General features: G+C 39.3%; 15 protein-coding genes. 12 read left to right on the forward strand and 3 right to left on the reverse strand.

All coding sequences use genetic code 11. The annotated features are described in order from the left end of the window. Window positions 1-76 precede the first annotated feature (76 nt). Window positions 77-2,524: a TonB-dependent receptor gene (locus SKC36_RS04455; protein WP_459464909.1), complete on the forward strand. Its 2,448-nt coding sequence runs from the start codon at window positions 77-79 to the stop codon at window positions 2,522-2,524. 355 nt (window positions 2,525-2,879) lie between these two features. Here the strand turns inward: SKC36_RS04455 and SKC36_RS04460 are convergent, their stop codons facing one another. Next, on the reverse strand, window positions 2,880-4,028 hold the full coding sequence (locus tag SKC36_RS04460) for a formylglycine-generating enzyme family protein (RefSeq protein WP_459464911.1): 1,149 nt from the start codon (window positions 4,026-4,028) through the stop codon (window positions 2,880-2,882). Window positions 4,029-4,279: 251 nt separating this feature from the next. On the opposite strand from SKC36_RS04460, the gene SKC36_RS04465 reads away from it, so the two are divergent. The 6 genes from SKC36_RS04465 to SKC36_RS04490 all read left to right on the forward strand — a co-directional run bounded on the left by SKC36_RS04465 (window position 4,280) and on the right by SKC36_RS04490 (window position 10,856). Then, window positions 4,280-4,714 carry a QcrA and Rieske domain-containing protein gene (locus SKC36_RS04465; RefSeq protein ID WP_459464913.1) on the forward strand — a complete coding sequence of 145 codons (435 nt, stop codon included), beginning with the start codon at window positions 4,280-4,282 and terminating at the stop codon, window positions 4,712-4,714. Window positions 4,715-4,802: 88 nt separating this feature from the next. Beyond that, complete coding sequence (locus tag SKC36_RS04470; protein ID WP_459454401.1) at window positions 4,803-5,270, forward strand: QcrA and Rieske domain-containing protein; 468 nt, start codon at window positions 4,803-4,805, stop codon at window positions 5,268-5,270. Between the two features lie 13 nt (window positions 5,271-5,283). After that, on the forward strand, window positions 5,284-6,219 hold the full coding sequence (locus tag SKC36_RS04475; protein ID WP_459464915.1) for a DUF5777 family beta-barrel protein: 936 nt from the start codon (window positions 5,284-5,286) through the stop codon (window positions 6,217-6,219). Between the two features lie 21 nt (window positions 6,220-6,240). Next, entirely contained in the window at window positions 6,241-6,777 is a 537-nt protein-coding gene (locus tag SKC36_RS04480) for a YceI family protein (protein WP_459454399.1), read from the forward strand. After that, a complete protein-coding gene (locus SKC36_RS04485; RefSeq protein WP_459464917.1) occupies window positions 6,778-7,857 on the forward strand; it encodes a hypothetical protein in 1,080 nt (359 codons plus the stop codon). It begins immediately after the preceding gene. A gap of 155 nt (window positions 7,858-8,012) precedes the next feature. After that, window positions 8,013-10,856, forward strand: coding sequence for a sulfatase-like hydrolase/transferase (locus SKC36_RS04490; protein WP_459464919.1), 2,844 nt, complete (start codon window positions 8,013-8,015; stop codon window positions 10,854-10,856). Between the two features lie 100 nt (window positions 10,857-10,956). Here SKC36_RS04490 and SKC36_RS04495 read toward each other — a convergent pair whose 3' ends face one another. Continuing rightward, window positions 10,957-12,561: a beta-N-acetylhexosaminidase gene (locus tag SKC36_RS04495; RefSeq protein ID WP_459464921.1), complete on the reverse strand. Its 1,605-nt coding sequence runs from the start codon at window positions 12,559-12,561 to the stop codon at window positions 10,957-10,959. 278 nt (window positions 12,562-12,839) lie between these two features. Between SKC36_RS04495 and SKC36_RS04500 the strand changes: the two genes are divergently transcribed. Genes SKC36_RS04500 through SKC36_RS04520 form a run of 5 tightly spaced genes read left to right on the forward strand, consistent with a single transcriptional unit; the run spans window position 12,840 to window position 18,729 of the window. Then, complete coding sequence (locus tag SKC36_RS04500; RefSeq protein WP_459464923.1) at window positions 12,840-13,763, forward strand: bile acid:sodium symporter family protein; 924 nt, start codon at window positions 12,840-12,842, stop codon at window positions 13,761-13,763. 2 nt (window positions 13,764-13,765) lie between these two features. Continuing rightward, window positions 13,766-14,536 carry a sialate O-acetylesterase gene (locus SKC36_RS04505; protein WP_459464925.1) on the forward strand — a complete coding sequence of 257 codons (771 nt, stop codon included), beginning with the start codon at window positions 13,766-13,768 and terminating at the stop codon, window positions 14,534-14,536. A gap of 17 nt (window positions 14,537-14,553) precedes the next feature. Next, complete coding sequence (locus SKC36_RS04510) at window positions 14,554-14,880, forward strand: cupin domain-containing protein (protein WP_459454393.1); 327 nt, start codon at window positions 14,554-14,556, stop codon at window positions 14,878-14,880. 54 nt (window positions 14,881-14,934) lie between these two features. Then, entirely contained in the window at window positions 14,935-16,758 is a 1,824-nt protein-coding gene (locus tag SKC36_RS04515; protein ID WP_459454392.1) for a family 16 glycoside hydrolase, read from the forward strand. A gap of 18 nt (window positions 16,759-16,776) precedes the next feature. Further along, window positions 16,777-18,729, forward strand: a complete 1,953-nt coding sequence (locus SKC36_RS04520) for a c-type cytochrome (protein ID WP_459454391.1) — start codon at window positions 16,777-16,779, stop codon at window positions 18,727-18,729. A gap of 34 nt (window positions 18,730-18,763) precedes the next feature. On the opposite strand, the gene SKC36_RS04525 is transcribed toward SKC36_RS04520, so the two are convergent. Next, window positions 18,764-19,801, reverse strand: coding sequence for a sodium:calcium antiporter (locus tag SKC36_RS04525; protein WP_459454390.1), 1,038 nt, complete (start codon window positions 19,799-19,801; stop codon window positions 18,764-18,766). Window positions 19,802-19,804: the final 3 nt, after the last annotated feature.

A 19,804-nucleotide genomic window follows, 5' to 3' on the forward strand; every position in this document is an offset into this window, starting at 1 on the left:
CATGCAACCCTTTTAAACTTGCATGCATCTACGACTCGTTCTCTGTTAACAACTAAAAAATAATTCAATCCGCCTAATGAAAACTTTTATTTTATCAAGCTTTTTAAGCATCATTGCCCCCCTCATTGCCTTTGCTGACAACGGACTTTCAGCAAAAATCCGAGATGAAAAAAACCAGCCTGTTCCATTTGCCTCAGTCCTATTAAGAAAAGCAAGTGACTCTACCTTAGTAAAAGGATTCATCACCGATGAAAATGGTGAATTGAAAGTTTCTGCACTTCCACAAGGCAATTTCACGCTAAAAATCCAATTCACGGGTTACAAAGCTTTTTCCAAAAAAATAGGAGAAGTAAATGCCAATACCCAATTGGATTTAGGAGTTATCACCTTAGAACCAATTTCAACGCAACTAAATGAAGTTGTGGTGAAAGCCACCAAACCCTTCATAGAAAGACAATTAGACAAGACCGTGGTCAATGTAGAAAACTCTGTGATGGCCGCAGGAAATTCAGCCATGGAAGTTTTAGAACGCTCGCCTGGAGTAATTGTTGACAAAGACGGAAATATCAGCTTAAGAGGTAAGCAGGGTGTTAAGGTGATGATCGACGGTAAAATATCCTATTTATCTGGAAATGACTTAAGTAATTTTTTACGTAACCTTTCAGCGGATCAAATTTCCCAATTAGAGATAATGACCAATCCTTCATCTAAATATGATGCTGCCGGAACGGCGGGAATTATCAATATCAAAATGAAAAAAAATGTGAATATGGGTATGAATGGGTCGGTAAATGGGACCATTGGTCAAGGTGTTTATACTCGTTCAAGTGCCGGTCTAAACTTAAACTACCGAAATAAAGGTTGGAATATCTTTGGGAATGCCTCGTATTTTGGCCGTAATAATTTGCAGCAAAACAATATCACCCGTTATTTCCGAGCACAAAATGAAGTCTGGAACTCTACAACCGATTTCCCTTTCAAAGGAACATATACTTCCATGAAGGTAGGTGCAGACTGGACAGTCAACAAAAAAACGACACTTGGTATACTATTTTCTGGAGGTTTAAATCAGACTAGCTTAAACAATGGATTAAATCAATCCATTCAACGAAATCTGACAACGAATGCCGTCATGAGTAGATTAGATACTTACAATACGATGGATAATCCCTTTCATAATTTTGCCAATAACATCAACTTCAAGCATACGTTTGATAGTACTGGCAAAGAATTAACCATCGATTTGGATTATGCCCGTTATGTAGATAAAAACCAGAATGATTACTTGACACAGTGGTATGGTTCTGAGTTTAAAAAAATCAAAAATGATTCCCTTCTGCGTACAGGTGCATTTTCTAATATTGATCAATACTCATTCAAATCAGATTATGTATTACCCATCAGCAAAACCAGCAAGTGGGGAATGGGGCTAAAATCCAGTTATGTAAAAACAGATAATGACCTTCAGTTTAGAGGTAAAACAGCCAGTCATGTTGATTATACCTTTCTTAACAAGCAAAGTAACCGCTTTATGTACGAAGAACAAATCCATGCATTGTATCTAAATACAGAACGTAAATTAGGCAAATGGAGCTATCAAATTGGTTTGAGAGGAGAATGGACAATAGCTGATGGAAAATCCATGGCTTATGGAAATACGGCACCTGATTCTTCTTTCCACCGCGATTACAAACAATTGTTTCCAAGTGCTTTTGTCCAATACGAAGCCAGCAAAGATCACACCTTGGGTTTAAATTATAGCCGTAGAATTAATCGCCCTGGATATTCTGACTTAAATCCATTCGTATTCTTTCTTGACAATTATACTTACCAAGTGGGAAATCCAATGTTGATGCCACAATTAACCAATTCATTTGAATTAACGCATACATTCAAAGGAGCATTCAATACCACCTTGGGATATAGCCATACGGATGATGTCATTACACAATTATTAAGACAAGATACTGAAGCTCGAAAGACATACCAGACATCTGCGAATTTGGCTCAAAGAACATCTTATAGTGTAAGCTTCTCCTTACCAATCCCAGTAACCAAATGGTGGACCAGCAATACAGATATTCAACTTAATCGCAATGAATTATCTGGCAAAGTAGATCAAGCCCAAATTAATCCTATTGGGAATATGTTTTACATCAATACCAACCACACATTTAGCTTAAAGAATGATATTAAATTAGAGTTAGGAGGACAATACTTCTCAGGTGGATTGGAGCAAGCATTTAATTTTGGCCCAGGAGGTTCATTAAACATAGGTATTCAAAAATCAGTTTTGAATAAAAAAGGAACCATCCGTATTAATGCAAGTGATCTTCTATATACTCAAAACCCTATGGCTACCATTAAGTATAGTGATATAGATATAACGGTCAAAAATAGAAATGATACGCGCGTAGTTCGATTCAATTTCACTTATCGCTTTGGTAACTCGCAGGTTAAAGGAGCACGCAACAGAAATACGGGTTTAGATGATGAAAAAGGCCGTGTTAAAGGTGCCAACTGATAGTCAAAATATACGCTAATCAACTAATAATCAATTTTTAAAATTTGTTAATGCTTAACAGCTTTTAACTCTTCAACCAGGATGAATCTAGATTTGTCCTGGTTTTTTTGTGTCCAGTTCCGTCAAGAATAAAGTGAAAAATGGCTAGCCCAGTATAATAAGCTCCCATTCATTTTCACCACCAAGTATTTATAGATGGAGAACCAGAAATTCTGAAATACGGGAATATCATGTATCACTTAATACAATCCACCTAATGAAAAACCTATTATTAAGCACCCTCTATCTTTTCCTTTTCCAATATTTGATGTTAAGCCTGATAAGTATAATTCCAAAGACGATAGCCTATTAAAATCTATGGAATATCTTTTACGCAGCGAAAGCCCGTGTGCATAAGTCCTGAATCGGGGCTGGATTTCATGCGGGCAGAACTGCGATAAGAAGCACAATAGGAATCATTACATAAAAAGGACCCTCCTCTCATTACTTTTTTGGGAATACCTGGTTCATCAGGATCATAACTATTCAATGGTCCTTTGGGATTTTGTGCCAAGCTTCCCTTCTTTTTTAATGCGGCATAATAATCATGACGGTAATTGTCAAAACACCATTCCCAGACATTTCCAGCTACATCGTATAAACCAAAACCATTGGGAGCAAATTGCTTCACAGGAGCTGTGGTATGTTGGTAACCATCTTTAGCTTCATCTTTGTAAGGAAATTTCCCTTGCCAGGTGTTGGCTTTAAATGGCCCAGATTCTACCGGCTCAGAACCCCAAGGAAACTCCATGCGTTGAAGACCGCCACGAGCAGCCCATTCCCACTCAGCTTCTGTAGGCAGGCGTTTCCCTGCCCATCGGGCATAGGCTTGGGCATCATCCCAGGAAACCTGCACCACAGGGTGATTCTCCTTTCCTTCAATGGATGAATGTGGTCCCGCTGGATGTCTCCAATCGGCACCCCGAACAAATTGCCACCATTGACTGTAATCCGCCAAATTTACTGGACCAGTCGTGGGTACAAATACCAAAGAACTTGGAGCTAATAATGAATCAGGTGGCCTGGGTGTCCCTGCTGGCACTTGCTTTTTTAATTCCTCCCATGAAACAGCTTTTTCGGCAGTAGTGACATAACCTGTGGCAGCGACAAAAGCGGCAAATTGAGCGTTCGTTACTTCTGTTTCATCCATCCAAAATGCTTTGACTGAAACTCGATGAACAGGATATTCATCGCTTCGACCTTTTTCATCGTGGGCTCCCATTTCAAATATTCCAGCAGGAATTTTCTTCATCCCCAACCATGCAGATGGCTTTACCTCTTTTTTTTGAATCATTTGAACTTTCACTATTCCCTTTTTAGAGGGCATAGGCACATGACAAGCTGCCAAGGAATCCTTTTGGCGCTGAGTTAATTGCGCCAAACTCATCGTAGTGGAAAAAAGTATCACCAGAATAAGTATGGGATATTTCAAACTTGGTTTAAATGCGTTTAGATCAAATAACATTTTGATGGATATGAAAGGGGGAATTTAACAGAAAGGAAAGACAATTGCCAATTAAATAACTAGATAAGCTTTCACAAAACCACATTTTTAATCCTTTGCCCTCAAAGAAGAAAAATAAATAATCTCCACAAATGGCCTAATCCTAGCCATGAAGCGTTCGTTAATCGAAATCTTTTTTGATGTTGATTTTTATCAGGAAAAACATTCATTAGTTTCATTAGTTTTGAGATAATTAAACCCCTTAAAAGTATATGACTGATAAAATTAAACGTCATGAGTTCTTAAAATCCTTAGGATTTAAAGGCGCTTCTTTAGTAGCTGTTTATTGCGGAGCTTCTGCTATGAGTTCATGTAAAAATGAAACAAGTATTACACCCACTTCTTCGGTTGATTTTACATTAGATTTAAGTCAAGCTGCCTATGCTAAACTTAATACAGTAGGCTCGTATGTAGTCAATCAAAACGTGGTGGTGGCTCGGGTTTCTAGTACGACTTTTGCTGCTGTAACTCAAATTTGTTCACATGAAGGAAGAGCAGCCGTCATTTTTAGTAGTGGAGGCTTTTATTGCCCTGAGCATGGTGCGACTTTTGACACGGGTGGTAAAGGTTTAAACGCCAATGGAAGCAGAGGTTTAACTACTTATAAAACAGCATTATCGGGAAATTCTCTGAGAGTTTACTCCTAAATCTATCTTTTTACTAGGATATATTATTATAATTCAAAAAGATTATTTAACATTAACCGTTTAATAACCCTTAATGTTCTATAATAATATGAAAAACAACCTTAGTAGAAATGAATTTTTGAAGTCATTGGGCTTCAAAGGAGCCTCGCTGATGGCAGTCTACTGTGCTGCATCAGGCCTAAGTTCTTGTTCAAAAGAAGAAAATGTAAGTCCAAGTTCTTCTTCCACGACCAAACCAGGGACCCCAGCAACGGGTGTAGATTTTACCCTGGATTTAACAAAAACCGATTATTCAAAACTGAATAATCCCGAAGGATTTGTCATTGCCAACCAAATCGTGATTGTTCGAGTAAACACAACCACATTTGCTGCTGTGACCCAAGTTTGTTCCCATGAGGGAAATGCTGCCATCAGTTATGCCAATGGTGGATTCAGTTGCTCCGTGCATGGTGCCAAATTTGACATTAATGGTAAAGGCTTAAATGCTGAAGGAGCCAGAGGTTTAACTACTTATAAAACAGCCCTCACCGGCACTAACCTAAGAGTATACTCTTAAAAAACAGACACATATGAAGAAATTTACCTTCCTGCTACTCTTCTTAAGTGGTATGGCTACTACCTCTATGGCTCAAGATGATTTGATGGCCATGCTTGATAAGGAAGCCTCTAAAGAAAAAGTATATACCCAAGCAACTTTCAAAGGGTCGCGCTTAATCAATGGTCAAACCATTGAAACAATTGCCAAAAAGCACCTAAATTTTTGGATTTCACACCGATTTGGTGCGGTAAATTCTGGATTTTTAGAAAACTTTTTTGGTTTAGATGAAGCTAGAATCAGACTAGGGGTAGAATATGGCATTACGGATCAATGGTTATTAGGTGCAGGTCGCTCATCCATTGAAAAAAGTTATGATTTCTATACCAAATACAAAATTTTGAGGCAATCTAACCAAATGCCCATCAGTGTTGCAGCTTATGGAAGTTTAACGATTAATACCATGCCAACAGGTTATACGATGCCTTCAGGCACGCTAATGCGGTTCTTCAATGATCAACAGCGACAAAGCTATGTGGGTCAAGTATTTATTGCTCGTAAAATGAATGAGAAGCTTTCCCTACAAGTGATGCCTACTATGTTGCATAATAACCTAAGCGAGTCTCCATTTCATGAAAATGACATGGCCTCCATTGGATTTGGTGGGCGTTATAAATTGAGTAATCGATTGAGTATATCAGCTGAATATTACAAGAACTTGGTAGACAAAAATGCTTATTTAGCTAAATCAGGACAAGTTTACCCCTATCAAGATTTATTTGCCTTAGGTTTTGATATTGAAACGGGAGGACACGTATTTCAATTGCATTTTTCTAACTCACGAGGAATGATTGAAAAACATTTTATTGGTCAAACAACCGGAACCTGGGGAAATGGAGATATTTTTTATGGATTCAATATTGCCCGAACTTTCAGTTTTGACCCAGAAGCTAAAAAAACACACAAATAATAGCATATGAAACGTCTAATTATGGCAACTTTGATCGGTTGCATCGTAGCTTTATCCTTTAGTGCTCAGGCTCAATTGTACCAAGCTCAAAACGGAGAGGTTTCCTTCTTTTCTAAAACACCTTTGGAAAATATCGACGCCGTGTCTAAAAATGTCAACAGCATCATCAATTCTGCCACGAATGAAATTGCTGTTCAAATGCGCATTAGCTCCTTTGTCTTTCCTAATAAGCTCATGCAAGAACACTTTAATGAGAATTATTTGGAAAGTGAGAAATACCCAATGGCCAGTTTTAAAGGAAAAATCAAAGAAGCGGTAGATCTGAAAAAAGCTGGCACCTACCCGGTGACAGCCTCTGGAACGGCAACCATTCATGGGGTAACGAAAGCCATTGAGATTAAAGGAACCATTATTTCTGATGGAAATCAATTGCAATTAACGAGTCAATTTGATGTTCAATTACAAGATTACCAAATAAAGATTCCCAAGATAGTATTCGCAAAAATTGCTGAAGTAATTGAAGTGAAAAGTAAAATTCTGTTTAGCCAAAAAAAATAAATGAATAGTAAAATCTTCTTAATTACCCTAGCTGCCTTATTTATGGTAGCTTGCCTAAGTGATAAAAATAGTCCATTACCTGTAACTGAAACTAACACAGGTACTAATACGGGGGTGCAATTGCCCAATTCCAATGCTTCCTGTGATACAACAAGCATCACATTTGACAAATCCGTTTGGCCTATACTTCAATACAATTGCACCTCCTGCCATAGTGGTGCCACCCTTTCGGGTGGAGTGGACCTAGGTAGTTATGACAAAATTGTACCCTACATTAAAAATGGCAAACTGTATGGTTCCCTAACCCATGCTAGTGGCTATTCTCCCATGCCCAATGCCACTACAACCTTGTCTAAATGTGACATCACTACCGTCAAAAAATGGATTGTTGGCTCCTATCCGTCTGGAAATTTATTAGTGGATTTAAATCCTGTTAACCCTGTAAATCCGATTATTGCAGTAAATCCAAGCCAACCCGTCAATCCTCCAGCTGTTACCTGCGACCCAAGTTTAGTGTATTTTCAGCAAAAGATTTTACCGGTCATCATATCCAATTGTGCCATGAGCGGTTGTCATGATGCCATCAGTAAAAAGGATGGCGTGCAATTAACAGATTATACCAACATCATGAAAGTGGTACGGGCAGGCGATCCAACCAACAGTAAATTGTATAAAAGCATCATTCGAACAGACAATGAACGTATGCCAGTGCCCCCGATGGCACCCCTAAGTACTGATGTTAAAACATCCATTTTCAATTGGATTAAACAAGGTGCTCTCAATAATTCTTGTGAACCAAGTGGAAGTGCCTGCATCACCAACAATGTTAGTTTCTCCATCACGGTTACATCCATCTTGAAAACCAATTGCATCGGTTGTCACAGCGGAACTGCTCCATCAGGTGGCATTGATTTAAGCACCCATGCGAATGTTCTGAAAGTAGTAAGCAACGGTAAACTATACGGATCCATCAACCATTCCGCTGGATTTAAAGCTATGCCAAATGCTAGTACAAAAATCTCAAGTTGTGAAATCAGTCAAATCAAGTCTTGGATCGATGCGGGTGCATTAAACAACTAAATGATTGATGATAAAATCGTTATTGCTGAATGATAACTATTTTACTATCAATTATTTATCTTTTATAAACTCAAAAACTATAACAGATAAACAAGCATTTCGAACTTCTTACTTTATCAAATAGATTGAGTAAATTCGGGCACTAAACCTGGTTTATGAAAAAATATTTGATTTTAGCTTTCCTTACATTATCCTCTACCCTATGGGGTATTTCCAAACCACTTAAATCCCAAAGACCTAATGTCATTCTAATTTTAATGGATGATTTAGGCTATGGTGATTTAAGTTGTTATGGGGCCTTACAATACGAGACGCCCAACATCGACCGATTGGCACATCAAGGAATACGGTTCACCAATTACTTATCTGCCCAAGCGGTATGTAGTGCCTCACGAGCAGGAATTCTAACCGGTTGCTACCCCAATCGCATAGGAATTTCAGGAGCTCTGTTTCCTAATTCCCCGGTAGGCCTGAATCCTGAGGAAGAAACAATTGCCGAGCTATTGAAAGACCAAGGTTATGCGACTGGAATGTTTGGCAAATGGCATCTAGGTGATAAGAAAGAATTTTTACCCTTACAGCATGGTTTTGATGAGTACGTGGGGATTCCTTATTCCAATGATATGTGGCCAGTTGATTTGGAGGGTAAACCCATCACTAAGCCAGGGGCCTACAAACAAGATTTACCCATTCTTTCCATTTTTGATGGCAATGAACCTAGTATCTATTTGAGAAATCTCAAAGATCAAGAACAAATTACGCGGGTCTTAACCCAGCGTTCCATACAATTCATTGAAAAGAATAAAAACAAACCATTTTTTGTTTACTTACCGCATTCAATGCCCCATGTGCCCATTGCTGCTTCTCCAGAATTTCAGGGAAAAAGTAAACAAGGGCTTTATGGAGACATGATGTTGGAAATAGATTGGTCAATTGGGGAAATCATCAAGACCTTGAAGAAAAATCACTTGGAAGAAAATACCTTGGTCATCTTTACAAGTGATAATGGCCCTTGGTTAAATTATGGAAATCATGCAGGTTCTACCCAAGGCTTAAGAGAAGGAAAAGGGACAACCTATGAAGGAGGCCAGCGTGTTCCCTTTATTGCCTATTGGAAGGGGAAAATTCAAGCGGGACAAATATCCAATCAATTGGCTGCGGCCATGGATGTACTTCCTACCATAGCTCAAGTAACCCAATCCAAATTACCCAAAAAGAAAATAGATGGGGTGAGTCTTTGGCCCATTTTACAAGGCATTAAGCAAGCTGAGCCTAGGAAAAATTTCCTGTATTATTACCGCAAAAATAATTTAGAAGCTGTTAGAAAAGGGGATTGGAAATTAGTTTTGCCTCACCCAGGCAGAACCTATGAAGGGTTTTTACCTGGAAATAATGGCTTAGCGGGACAAGTCAATGAAAATGCTCCCATCCAGCAAGGATTATTTGACTTAAGAAGAGATCCAGGAGAACGCTATGATGTTCAAGCGCAATATCCCGAAAAAGTAAAAGAACTCTTACAACTTGCCGATGAGGCTAGATCGGAATTGGGAGATGATATAAAACAAATAAAAGGAAAAGAGAACCGAGAAATTGGACATATTAAAAAACCGAATGTAGTGTACATTTATGCCGATGATTTAGGATATGGCGAACTGGGTGCCTATGGACAAAAAATCATCAAAACACCTTATTTGGATGCGCTAGCCAAACAAGGAATTAAGTTTACCCAACATTACACTTCGGCTCCAGTCTACGCTCCAGCACGCTGTATGCTATTAACCGGGAAACATGCTGGCCATGCCCAAATCCGAGGGAACCATGAGTTGGGTGGATTTACAGATGAAACAGAAAGGGGTCAAATGCCGCTGGAGGCCCAGACTTTTACCTTGGGAAATTTGATGAAAAATGCCGGATATAAAACGGCAGCAATCGGTAAATGGGGTTTAGGTATGGCTAATGGAACAGGGAATCCCAATGCCCATGGCTTCGACTATTTTTATGGATTATTAGATCAAAAACAAGCTCATAATTACTATCCAACTCATTTATGGGAAAATGGAAAATGGGACACATTAAAGAATAAATACCTAAATGTGCATGAATTCCAAGGTAAGGGAGCAGCTGCAGACGTTGATTTTCAACAATTTCAGGGCAAAGAGTACGTGGTAGACAAAATGATGGATAAAGCATTAAACTTTGTTGAGAAAAATAAAAGCAATCCATTTTTCTTATACCTGCCTTTACCCCTACCCCATTTATCATTGCAAGCACCTGAAGAAGCCGTCAAGCCCTATTTAGGGGCATTTCCAGATAGTGCTTACCTGGGAAAAAAGGGATATACCCCTAATGCACATCCTCGAGCGACCTATGCTGGGATGATCAGTTATTTAGATAAGCAAGTAGGACGCTTAGTAGCATCATTGAAAAACCATAAAATTGATACTCAAACGATTATCTTCTTTTCTTCTGACAATGGAGCCACCTTTGATGTAGGCGGAGTGGATACTGAATTTTTCAACAGCACGGCAGGTTTGAGAGGCAGAAAGCAAGATGTATATGAAGGAGGAATTCGAGAGCCACTCATTGTTTCTTGGCCAGGGGTAATTCCAGGAGGACAAGTAAGCCATTTACCTTCTGTCCAATATGACATGATGGCCACCTTAGCCGAATTAACCGGTCAAAAAGTGGCCGATACAGATGGGGTCTCCTTTTTGCCAACCATTCTAAAAAAAGGCGAACAAAAACAGCGCCCATTTATCTATTTTGAGTTCCCAGAAAAAACAGGACAGGTAGCCATTAGAATTCAACAATGGAAGGGAGTTAAGTCCAATCTGAAGAAAAACAGACAGGCCCCATGGGAAATATATGATTTAGAAAAGGACCCATTGGAAACGAAAAATGTGGCCGACCTACATCCTGAATTAATTCCACAATTGGATGCGATCCTTAAACGAGAACACAACGCAGCCAAAATACCTGCTTGGGAAATTATCAATTAGTTGAGAAATAAATGTCACATTTCATTCGTTGGTTTTGCAACGCTGGCAAGGTTTGGAACCTTGACAGCGTTAAGCAAAAAACCAAGCTTTAGTTAGGACATTATTTCAACCCAACTGGACAATAATTGATTTTTAAAGCATCCATGCCCGGCAAAATCCCTTTAACCCTGCGTAGGAAATCATCATAATCTTTTGCTTGCTTGGTTGACCAAGAGATTTCTGATAAGGCCAATGCACGCGGAAAGGTCATGTATTCTGCATAAGCTGGTGTGCTGATGTATTCAGTCCAAACATTTGCCTGAATACCTACAATATGTTTAGCTTCTTCTGCACTCAATTCAGGAAGATCTGGTTCAAATGAATAGCATTTTGACAAAGGTAAATTTCCGCCAATGGCTAAAGGCTGAGTTTTAGGATCAGCTTGGTAATAATCCAAATAGAAATAATTATTAGGAGACATCACCACATCATGGTTTTGTTTGGCAGCTTCTATTCCACCTTTTGTACCTCTCCATGACATCACCATGGCATTGGGAGATAAACCTCCCTCTAAAATCTCATCCCAACCCAATAATTTCTTCCCTTTGGAAGTAACAAATTTATCTATCCGTCGAATAAAATAACTTTGTAACTCATGCTCATCTTTCAAGCCTAATTTTTTAATTAAATCTTGACAAAAACGGCTTTCCTTCCACTGTTTTTTAGGACATTCATCTCCTCCGATGTGGATATATTGGCCTGGAAATAATGCCATTACCTCCGTCAAGACGTTCTCCATAAAAGTAAAAGTCTCCTCCCTCGGGCATAAAACATCTTCAGTAATGCCCCATTTGGTTGCTACTTGATAAATTTTATCTGGATTACAACCCAATTCAGGATATGCTGCCAAAACAGCTTGAGAGTGCCCAGGCATTTCTATCTCAGGTATGATGTTGATGAACTTCTTAGATGCATAGGCAATCACCTCCTTAATTTCTTCCTGCGTGTAAAATCCTCCGTAGGGTTTATTATCATATTTTTGATCACGGTAATGCCCAACCATGGTCTCCTTGCGGATGGAGCTAACACTGGTCAACTTAGGATATTGTTTAATTTCAATTCTCCAACCTTGGTCTTCTGTTAAATGCCAATGAAAAGTGTTCAATTTATAAACAGCCATCAAATCCAAAAAACGCTTGATAAAACTGACTGGAAAATAATAGCGACCCACGTCTAGCATCATACCCCGATAGGCAAATCTGGGCGCGTCTTCAATCTGGCAAGCCAAAGCTGTCATTTCCTGATTAGAAGTGATATTGGAATAAATTTGAGCAGGCATTAATTGGAAAAGTGTTTGCAAAGCATAAAACGCTCCTCTGCCTGATTTCGCTTGAATCTCAATCTTTTTGGTTGAAACGTTTAATCGATAAGCTTCGTCTCCCAAGGTTGAATTTTGAACAAAAACAATGCCCTTGGTACTAGAAGCGCCTGATTTAATAGTAAGATTCAATCCGGAGGACAAGTAGATTTGGTCTTTCAGCATGCTTGCCACCGCATTAAAACTTTCATCCTGAGTACTCAAGGTTATTGGTGTATTTTTTTGAAAAATAAATTTCCCCGGTATAGCAGTTAATTTAGCGGGTTTGGGAATCAAATTGTATGTTTCCTGTGCGGTTAGTTGGAAACAAAGTAAAAAGGCGCAAAGGCCCCAAAAAAATCTTTTCATATAGATAGGTTGTTTGGAAGGAAGCAAAGATAACTTTTCATTTTAAAATGAAAAGTGTTTGACTATATTTTAGATTTTCACAGCCTGGGTGAATATTTTGGAATTAATTTTTCTCCGAATAAAAATCAAGTACTTGATTATATAACTGGTAGTTAAAATAATAAATAAATCTCATTCGTTCTAACGCTGGCAAGGTTTGGAACCTTGACAGCGTTGAAAAAAATGCCACTTTTATTCATTCGAGGAAATCGTATATTTGCCGAGGTAATTAACCTACTATGAAAAAATTTATCAGTGGCATATCCTTTTCTTTTTGGATAATCATAGCTGTCATCATCACCTTAATTTATCCCACTCCATTCCTAGGTGCGGGTGGAATTCAATTCAAAATCTTCATTATTCCCTTACTCCAGCTGATCATGTTTGGTATGGGTTCTACCATGGGCATTCACGATTTTCAAGAAATATTGAAGTCGCCAAAAGCTGTATTTCTTGGTATATTTTTTCAATTTAGCATTATGCCTTTGGTCGGCTGGGGACTGACTAAAGTTTTTGATTTCCCAACAGAAATTGCTGCAGGGATCATTTTAGTGGGTTGTATGCCCTGCGGACTGGCCTCCAATGTCATGTCATATTTGGCTAAAGCCAACGTTGCTTTATCTTTAACCTTAACATCCATTGCTACCTTTCTAGCTCCCATTCTTACACCACTTCTCATGAAAAACCTGGCGGGTCAATTAATCGAAATAGATTTTTGGGATATGGTGTGGGAAATTTCTAAACTCATTTTAATTCCCATCCTATTGGGGGTTATCTATAATAAAATCATAGGACAAAGGTGGCCTTGGTTTCAAAAGCAATTACCGCTTATTTCCATGCTTAGCATTGCCTTTATCATTATCATCATCACAGCAAACGGAAGGAATTCTTTAATTTCTGTAGGCCCCTTGTTGGTACTGGCTTGCTTCCTGCATAATATCCTTGGTTTTATTTTAGGGTATTGGGGTGGTCGAGCAACAGGTTTACCGGAAAAAGATTGCCGTACCATCGCCATCGAAGTAGGTTTACAAAATGCAGGTTTGGCCTCAGGTTTAGCTATGGCCATGGGTAAAGTGGCTACCGTAGGATTACCTGCCGCAATATTCGGGCCTTTAATGAATATCAATGGGTCCACTTTAGCCAATTATTGGAAAAATAAATAAGCATGAAATACTTTTTCACTTTACTATTTGCTCTCCTAAATTTTCCATCTTGGAGTCAATCATCTCCTGATCCCAATTTCCATATTTATATCCTTATGGGGCAATCCAATATGGCCGGACGTGGAGAAATGCTTGAACCCTATCTGTCCCAACAACACGAAAGGGTATTTATGTTGAATGCTCAAAATGAATTTGTTCCGGCGAAACATCCCATGCATTTCGATAAACCCAGTATCGTGGGTGTAGGTCCAGGTTTAAGCTTTGGCATCGAAATGGCAAAAAATTCCCCCAACATAAAAATTGGCTTAGTCCCATGTGCTGTGGGAGGCTCTTCTATCCTTGCCTGGCAAACAAACGCTTTAGATGAAGCTACCAAAACCCACCCTTGGGATGATGCAAAAAAAAGAATTTTGGCAGCACAACAAAAAGGTGTGATCAAAGGCGTTCTTTGGCATCAAGGTGAAAGTGATTCCGAGCCAAGCAAACGGGTAGTTTATATGGAAAAACTACAAGGACTTATTGCAGAGGTACGGGCGATTAGCCAACAGGCTCATTTGCCTTTTGTAGTAGGGGAATTAGGCTATTTCAATCAAAATTACCAGGATTTCAACCAGATTTTACGTTCCTTACATGCCCCAAATGAAGGGACTACCTGTGTTTCTGCTGAGGGATTAACGCCCAAAAGCGATAATATACATTTTGATAGTAAATCCGCTACCGAATTAGGTAAACGGTATGCACAGGTTTTACAACAAATGAGCCCTAAAAAATAAACTACACAAAAACACATATGCCCTCACTTATTGAAGATCAGGACATTCCATGGGTAAACATTGAGCCTGGAATACAACGAAAAGTCATGGCTCATAATGAACACATGATGCTGGTCAAGGTACAATTTTCTCAAGGGGCTGTTGGCACCTTACACCATCATCCCCATACACAAGCATCTTACGTATCTAAAGGTAAATTTGAAGTCAGTATATCTGATTCAAAAAAAATTCTTCAAGCAGGTGATGTATATTTTGTACCAAGTCATGAAGTTCATGGAGTAATCTGCTTAGAAGATGGAGAACTTATCGATGTTTTCAATCCAGCTAGAGAGGATTTCCTTTAAAATAATTCATTTATAACTACCTTTATCATTCTATTTTTAAGCCAACATTTTACTATGAAACAAAACACTTTTTTCTCAAGGCTCTTGGGAATAGGCAGCATATTCATCCACTTTGGAATGCTTGCTCAAAAAGAACCCATTTCTTTTCAAGATTTAAGTTTTTGGAAAGCCAATGGAAAAGCCAATTGGCAAATTGCAGGTCAAGTAGCTGCCGATTTGACCAAGAAAGAATTCATGAGTACCCAGCCTGGTCAGGGGATTTTAGTTAATTTACCCGAACCTCAAAACCGAGCCAATTTAATTTCAGTCAAAGAATATGGAGACATGGATGTGGAGTTTGACTTCATGATGGCTACTCACTCGAACTCAGGATTCTATTTACAAGGTCGATATGAAGTCCAATTAATGGATAGCTGGGGCGTACAAAACCCAAGTACGGGCGATTGCGGAGGAATTTACAAAAGAAGAAAATTCATTCCTCAAGAATACCTGTACGAAGGCCATGCACCCCGCGTCAATGCTTGCTTAGCTCCTGGCTTATGGCAACACATGGAAATATCTTTCCAAGCTCCAAGATTTGATGCTCAGGGTAACAAGATCAGTCCTGCCAAAGTCTTATTTATCAAGTTAAATGGATATACTTTACATGAAAATGTAGAGCTGGGAGGCCCAACCGGTGGACCTATTTCTGAAAAAGAAGTAGCCCGTGGCCCCATCATGATTCAAGGAGATCATGGTGCCGTGGCATTCAAAAACTTAAAGATTAAGGATTTTGATGGCCAAGCAGCTAGTCTAAGTCCTGTTAATTACCAAGTGTATTATGGCAAATTCAAGTCGCCCAAGGACTTTATTTCTAAAAAACCCATTGCCAGCGGTAGTCAGGCTTTATTAGCTTGGAATGCCAGCAAAATCAACGATGAATTTGCGGGCATTTTTACGGCCAATTTGAACGTCCCTAAAGCAGGTAAGCACCAGTTAGAATTAACGTATGCAGGAAATTACACCCTCCATGTGAACGGTCAAATGGTCGCATCGGACACCGTCAATTCCAATAGAAGAAAGAAAAATGTAGAAGTGGATTTACCTGCTGGAAATTCTGCCGTCAAAATCACTTACTATAAAAACGATGCAGATATGAGTCCGATGTTAGGTTTTGGCATAGAAGGACCTAATTTTCGAATGGTCAATTTTCAGCATCCTTCCTCAACCCTACTCCTAGGTAATGGTCCTTCGGATATCATCTTATTGGATGCCCCTAAGCCTACCATGTTACGTTCCTTTGTGGATATCCAACAAAATGGAACTCGTAAACGACTAGTGCATTCGGTGAATGTAGGCAATCCAGCTCATTTGCATTATACCTATGATTTGGATAACGGAGCCATCGCCCAAATTTGGAAAGGAGACTTTTTAGACACGACACCCATGTGGGACAATCGTGGAGATGGGTCATCTAGACCAAGAGGTCCGGTTTTGAATTTAGGTAGCAGCCCGCTATTGGTTAAGAATGTCGATCTAGAAAAAGGGAATGATAGTATGCCTGAAACAGCAGGATTTAAAATACTTGGTTACGAAATAGATGAGCAGGAATTACCAACGTTCCAATATGAAATTTTCGGTTCGCAAGTTCAGGATGAAATCAGGGTTATGGATAATAAATACCTTCAACGAGTAATAAAAATTAAAAACCCAAGCTCTGATGCTTCTTTAAAACTGGTTTCAGCTAAATCAATCCAATCATTAGGAAATGATTTATATGGCATTAATGGACAAAGCTATTATATCCAAGCGCCACAGGCAAGCATTAAGAACATGGCAGATGGACAAGTTTTAATAATTCCTACTGCTGAAAAAATCACTTATTCCATTCTTTGGTAATCATTCTGAATATACGTCATGAATATACATAACATCACCTTAAACATTAAAGCCAGCATTGTCCTATTAGGACTTTGTTGTCAAACGGTACTGGCCCAGAAAGCTCCTACCGAAAATGATTATTATAAAATAGTTCGAATGGCAATTCCTGAAGGAATTACCTTGGAAGTTGGCGGATTAGTTAGCCTTCCTAATGGAGACGTAGCCGTTTCAACGCGCCGCGGAGATGTCTACATCATTGAAAATTATTTATCTCCTAGACCCACTTATCGGAAATTTGCGAGCGGATTGCATGAAATTCTAGGTCTTGCCTACAAGGATGGCTATTTATATTGTGCTCAACGGGGAGAACTGACCAAATTGATAGATAAAAATGGAGATGGGAAAGCAGATAAATATCAAACCGTTTACTCTTGGCCTATCTCTGGACATTACCATGAATATTCCTTTGGACCTAAAATTGGACCAGATGGATCATTCTATGTTACGGGAAACGTAGGCTTCGGAAATAGCGACTGGTGGGCAGGAAAATCATTGGTGCCTTGGAGAGGATGGACGATGAAAATTTCGCCCGATGGCAAAATGGAGCCTTTTGCGGCTGGAATGCGTTCCCCATGTGGTATTGGAATGGTAGATGGTGAATTTTTTTATGGGGATAACCAAGGAGATTGGCAAGGCTCAGGCTTTATTTCACATGTAGAGAAAGGCGATTTCTTAGGTCATCCAGCCTCGCTAAAATGGGCTGACCGTCCGGAATCTCCTGTAAAAATGAGAAAGGAATTAGTCTTTGCTCAGGTAGACCCCAAAGATAATCCATTTGTAAAACCGGAATATGTCAAGGATGAGGCCATGACCACCATTTATGAATTGGGGAAAAAGACATATCCTAATATGGGTATCAAGTCTCCTGCAGTATGGTTACCGCATGGAATCATGGGTGTTTCAACCTCCGAAATCATCACTGATGATACCAAAGGTGAATTTGGACCATTTGCTGGTCAAGTTTTTGTAGGTGATCAAGGTATGTCCAAAATCGCGCGTGTGTTTTTAGAAAAGATCAATGGGAAATACCAAGGTGCAAGTTTTGAATTCCGCTCAGGTTTCCGTTCAGGTGTATTACGTATGGCTTGGGGAAAGGACAATCAACTGTTAGTCGGTGGAACTAACAGGGGTTGGGGTTCTGTTGGCTCAGAAGACTTTGGTTTAGAACGTTTGGTATATACAGGTAAAATACCTTTTGAGATGAAAGCCATTCGTGCGATGGTTGATGGTTTTGAAATTGAATTTACACAAGCAGCCAATAAAAAATTGGCAGAAGATGTAAACAATTATGAAGTCTTTAATTATACCTATAAATATCATCCTGTTTATGGTAGCCCCATGGTAAACCGCAAGGACAATGCCGTGAGAGGTGCCAAATTAAGCGAAGATGGATTACGTGTTAGACTTGTGGTAGATGGAATGCGGGAAGGATATGTACATGCCATTAAGCCTGATGGAGTATTGTCTGCTCAAGAAAATATTCCCTTATTGCATGTAAGCGGATATTATACGTTGAACCAAATTCCAGCTGGGGAAAAGGCGCAAATTCCATTGGTAACACCAAAGCGTAAGCCTTCTAAAGATGTAATTGATGCGGGAGATAAAGCCAATACTCCTGATAACCAAACAAAAGAAGCAGGACCTAAGAAAAGCGCAGCTAAACAAATCGTTACGGATAAAGAAGCAATGGCCCTATTAACTAAAAATACTTGCTTGGCTTGTCATAAGGTCAATGAAAGGGCCGTTGGACCAGCCTACACGGAAATTGCTAAAAGAAAATACAGTGTAGCTCAAATAATCGCTTTGATCAAGGAACCAAAACCGCAGAATTGGCCAGACTTTGCCACACCCATGGCACCCATGAGTCATGTCCCTCAGAAAGATTTGGAAAAAATAGCCACTTGGATACAGGCTTTGGGAAATAAATAGTTTATAAAAAAGAGGTGCTCGAGCACCTCTTTTTTTATGCCATTGCCCAAAGACCCAATAATCCCAATAAATAAGTAAGGAGTACACATAGTGAATCTATGCCCATTTGGAAGACTTGTCGCCTCGAGTGCAATACCATTCCCACCATATAAATACAAGTCAAAAGAATCCCTAAACCTGTTAAATACATATCAGACTGACTCAAGGTAGTGATGACCGCTTCACCACTGATCAAGGAAGCTATCAAAAATAAAACAGGCAAAAACGCATTTCCCCCAAAAATATCACTTACTGCCATATTGTAATCCCGTAGTTTGGCCGAGGCAATGCCCGTTGAAATTTCAGGTAAAGCCGTGGCAAGGGCCAATATGGTACCTCCAAAAAGTACACCGCTTATGTTCCAACGTTTAGACAATATTTCTCCTGAATATTCCAATGCCCAACCTGCTAATAAGGTTAATATAGCCCCAATAGCCAGCACCCAAATGGCTGATTGAATGCCCCCACGAAAAGGAGATTTAGGATGCCTCAAAGTAGACAATTTAGTTCCATCATCCACGGGGCGTCCTTCCATTTTGGCCAACCTAGAAATGGAAAAAACGGAGCCTAACCAAATTAACAAAATGAGCCATTCCAAAGGAGTAGATCTAAAAAATACCATTTGAGAAGGAAATTGCTTGGCCATCATGACCAATGTCAAAATCATGATCAATGCTACACCTTCTAAAATTAACACCCGGGAATGACCTTTTAATGTCAAGGGGGCTGATCTTCCTACCCCAAAAACATCTATCAAAACCAAAACTACTGTTTGAATAGCTACCCCACCCAATAAATTACTGATGGCGATATCATAGTCCTTATGATACGCTGCGACCGAGGTTATCGCGATTTCTGGCAAATTGGTAACGATGGCCAAAAATACCATACCTCCAAACGCTTCTCCCAAATTAAAATAGGTAGTTATGGCATCCACAGCCCGGGTAATTTTGACGCCTGCCACCCAAATAATTAGGGTACAGGCTAAAAAAATTACGACCAATGTTATGGAGGAAAATATACTAAAGTCCATGAA

This window comes from Aquirufa sp. OSTEICH-129A, assembly GCF_054558355.1.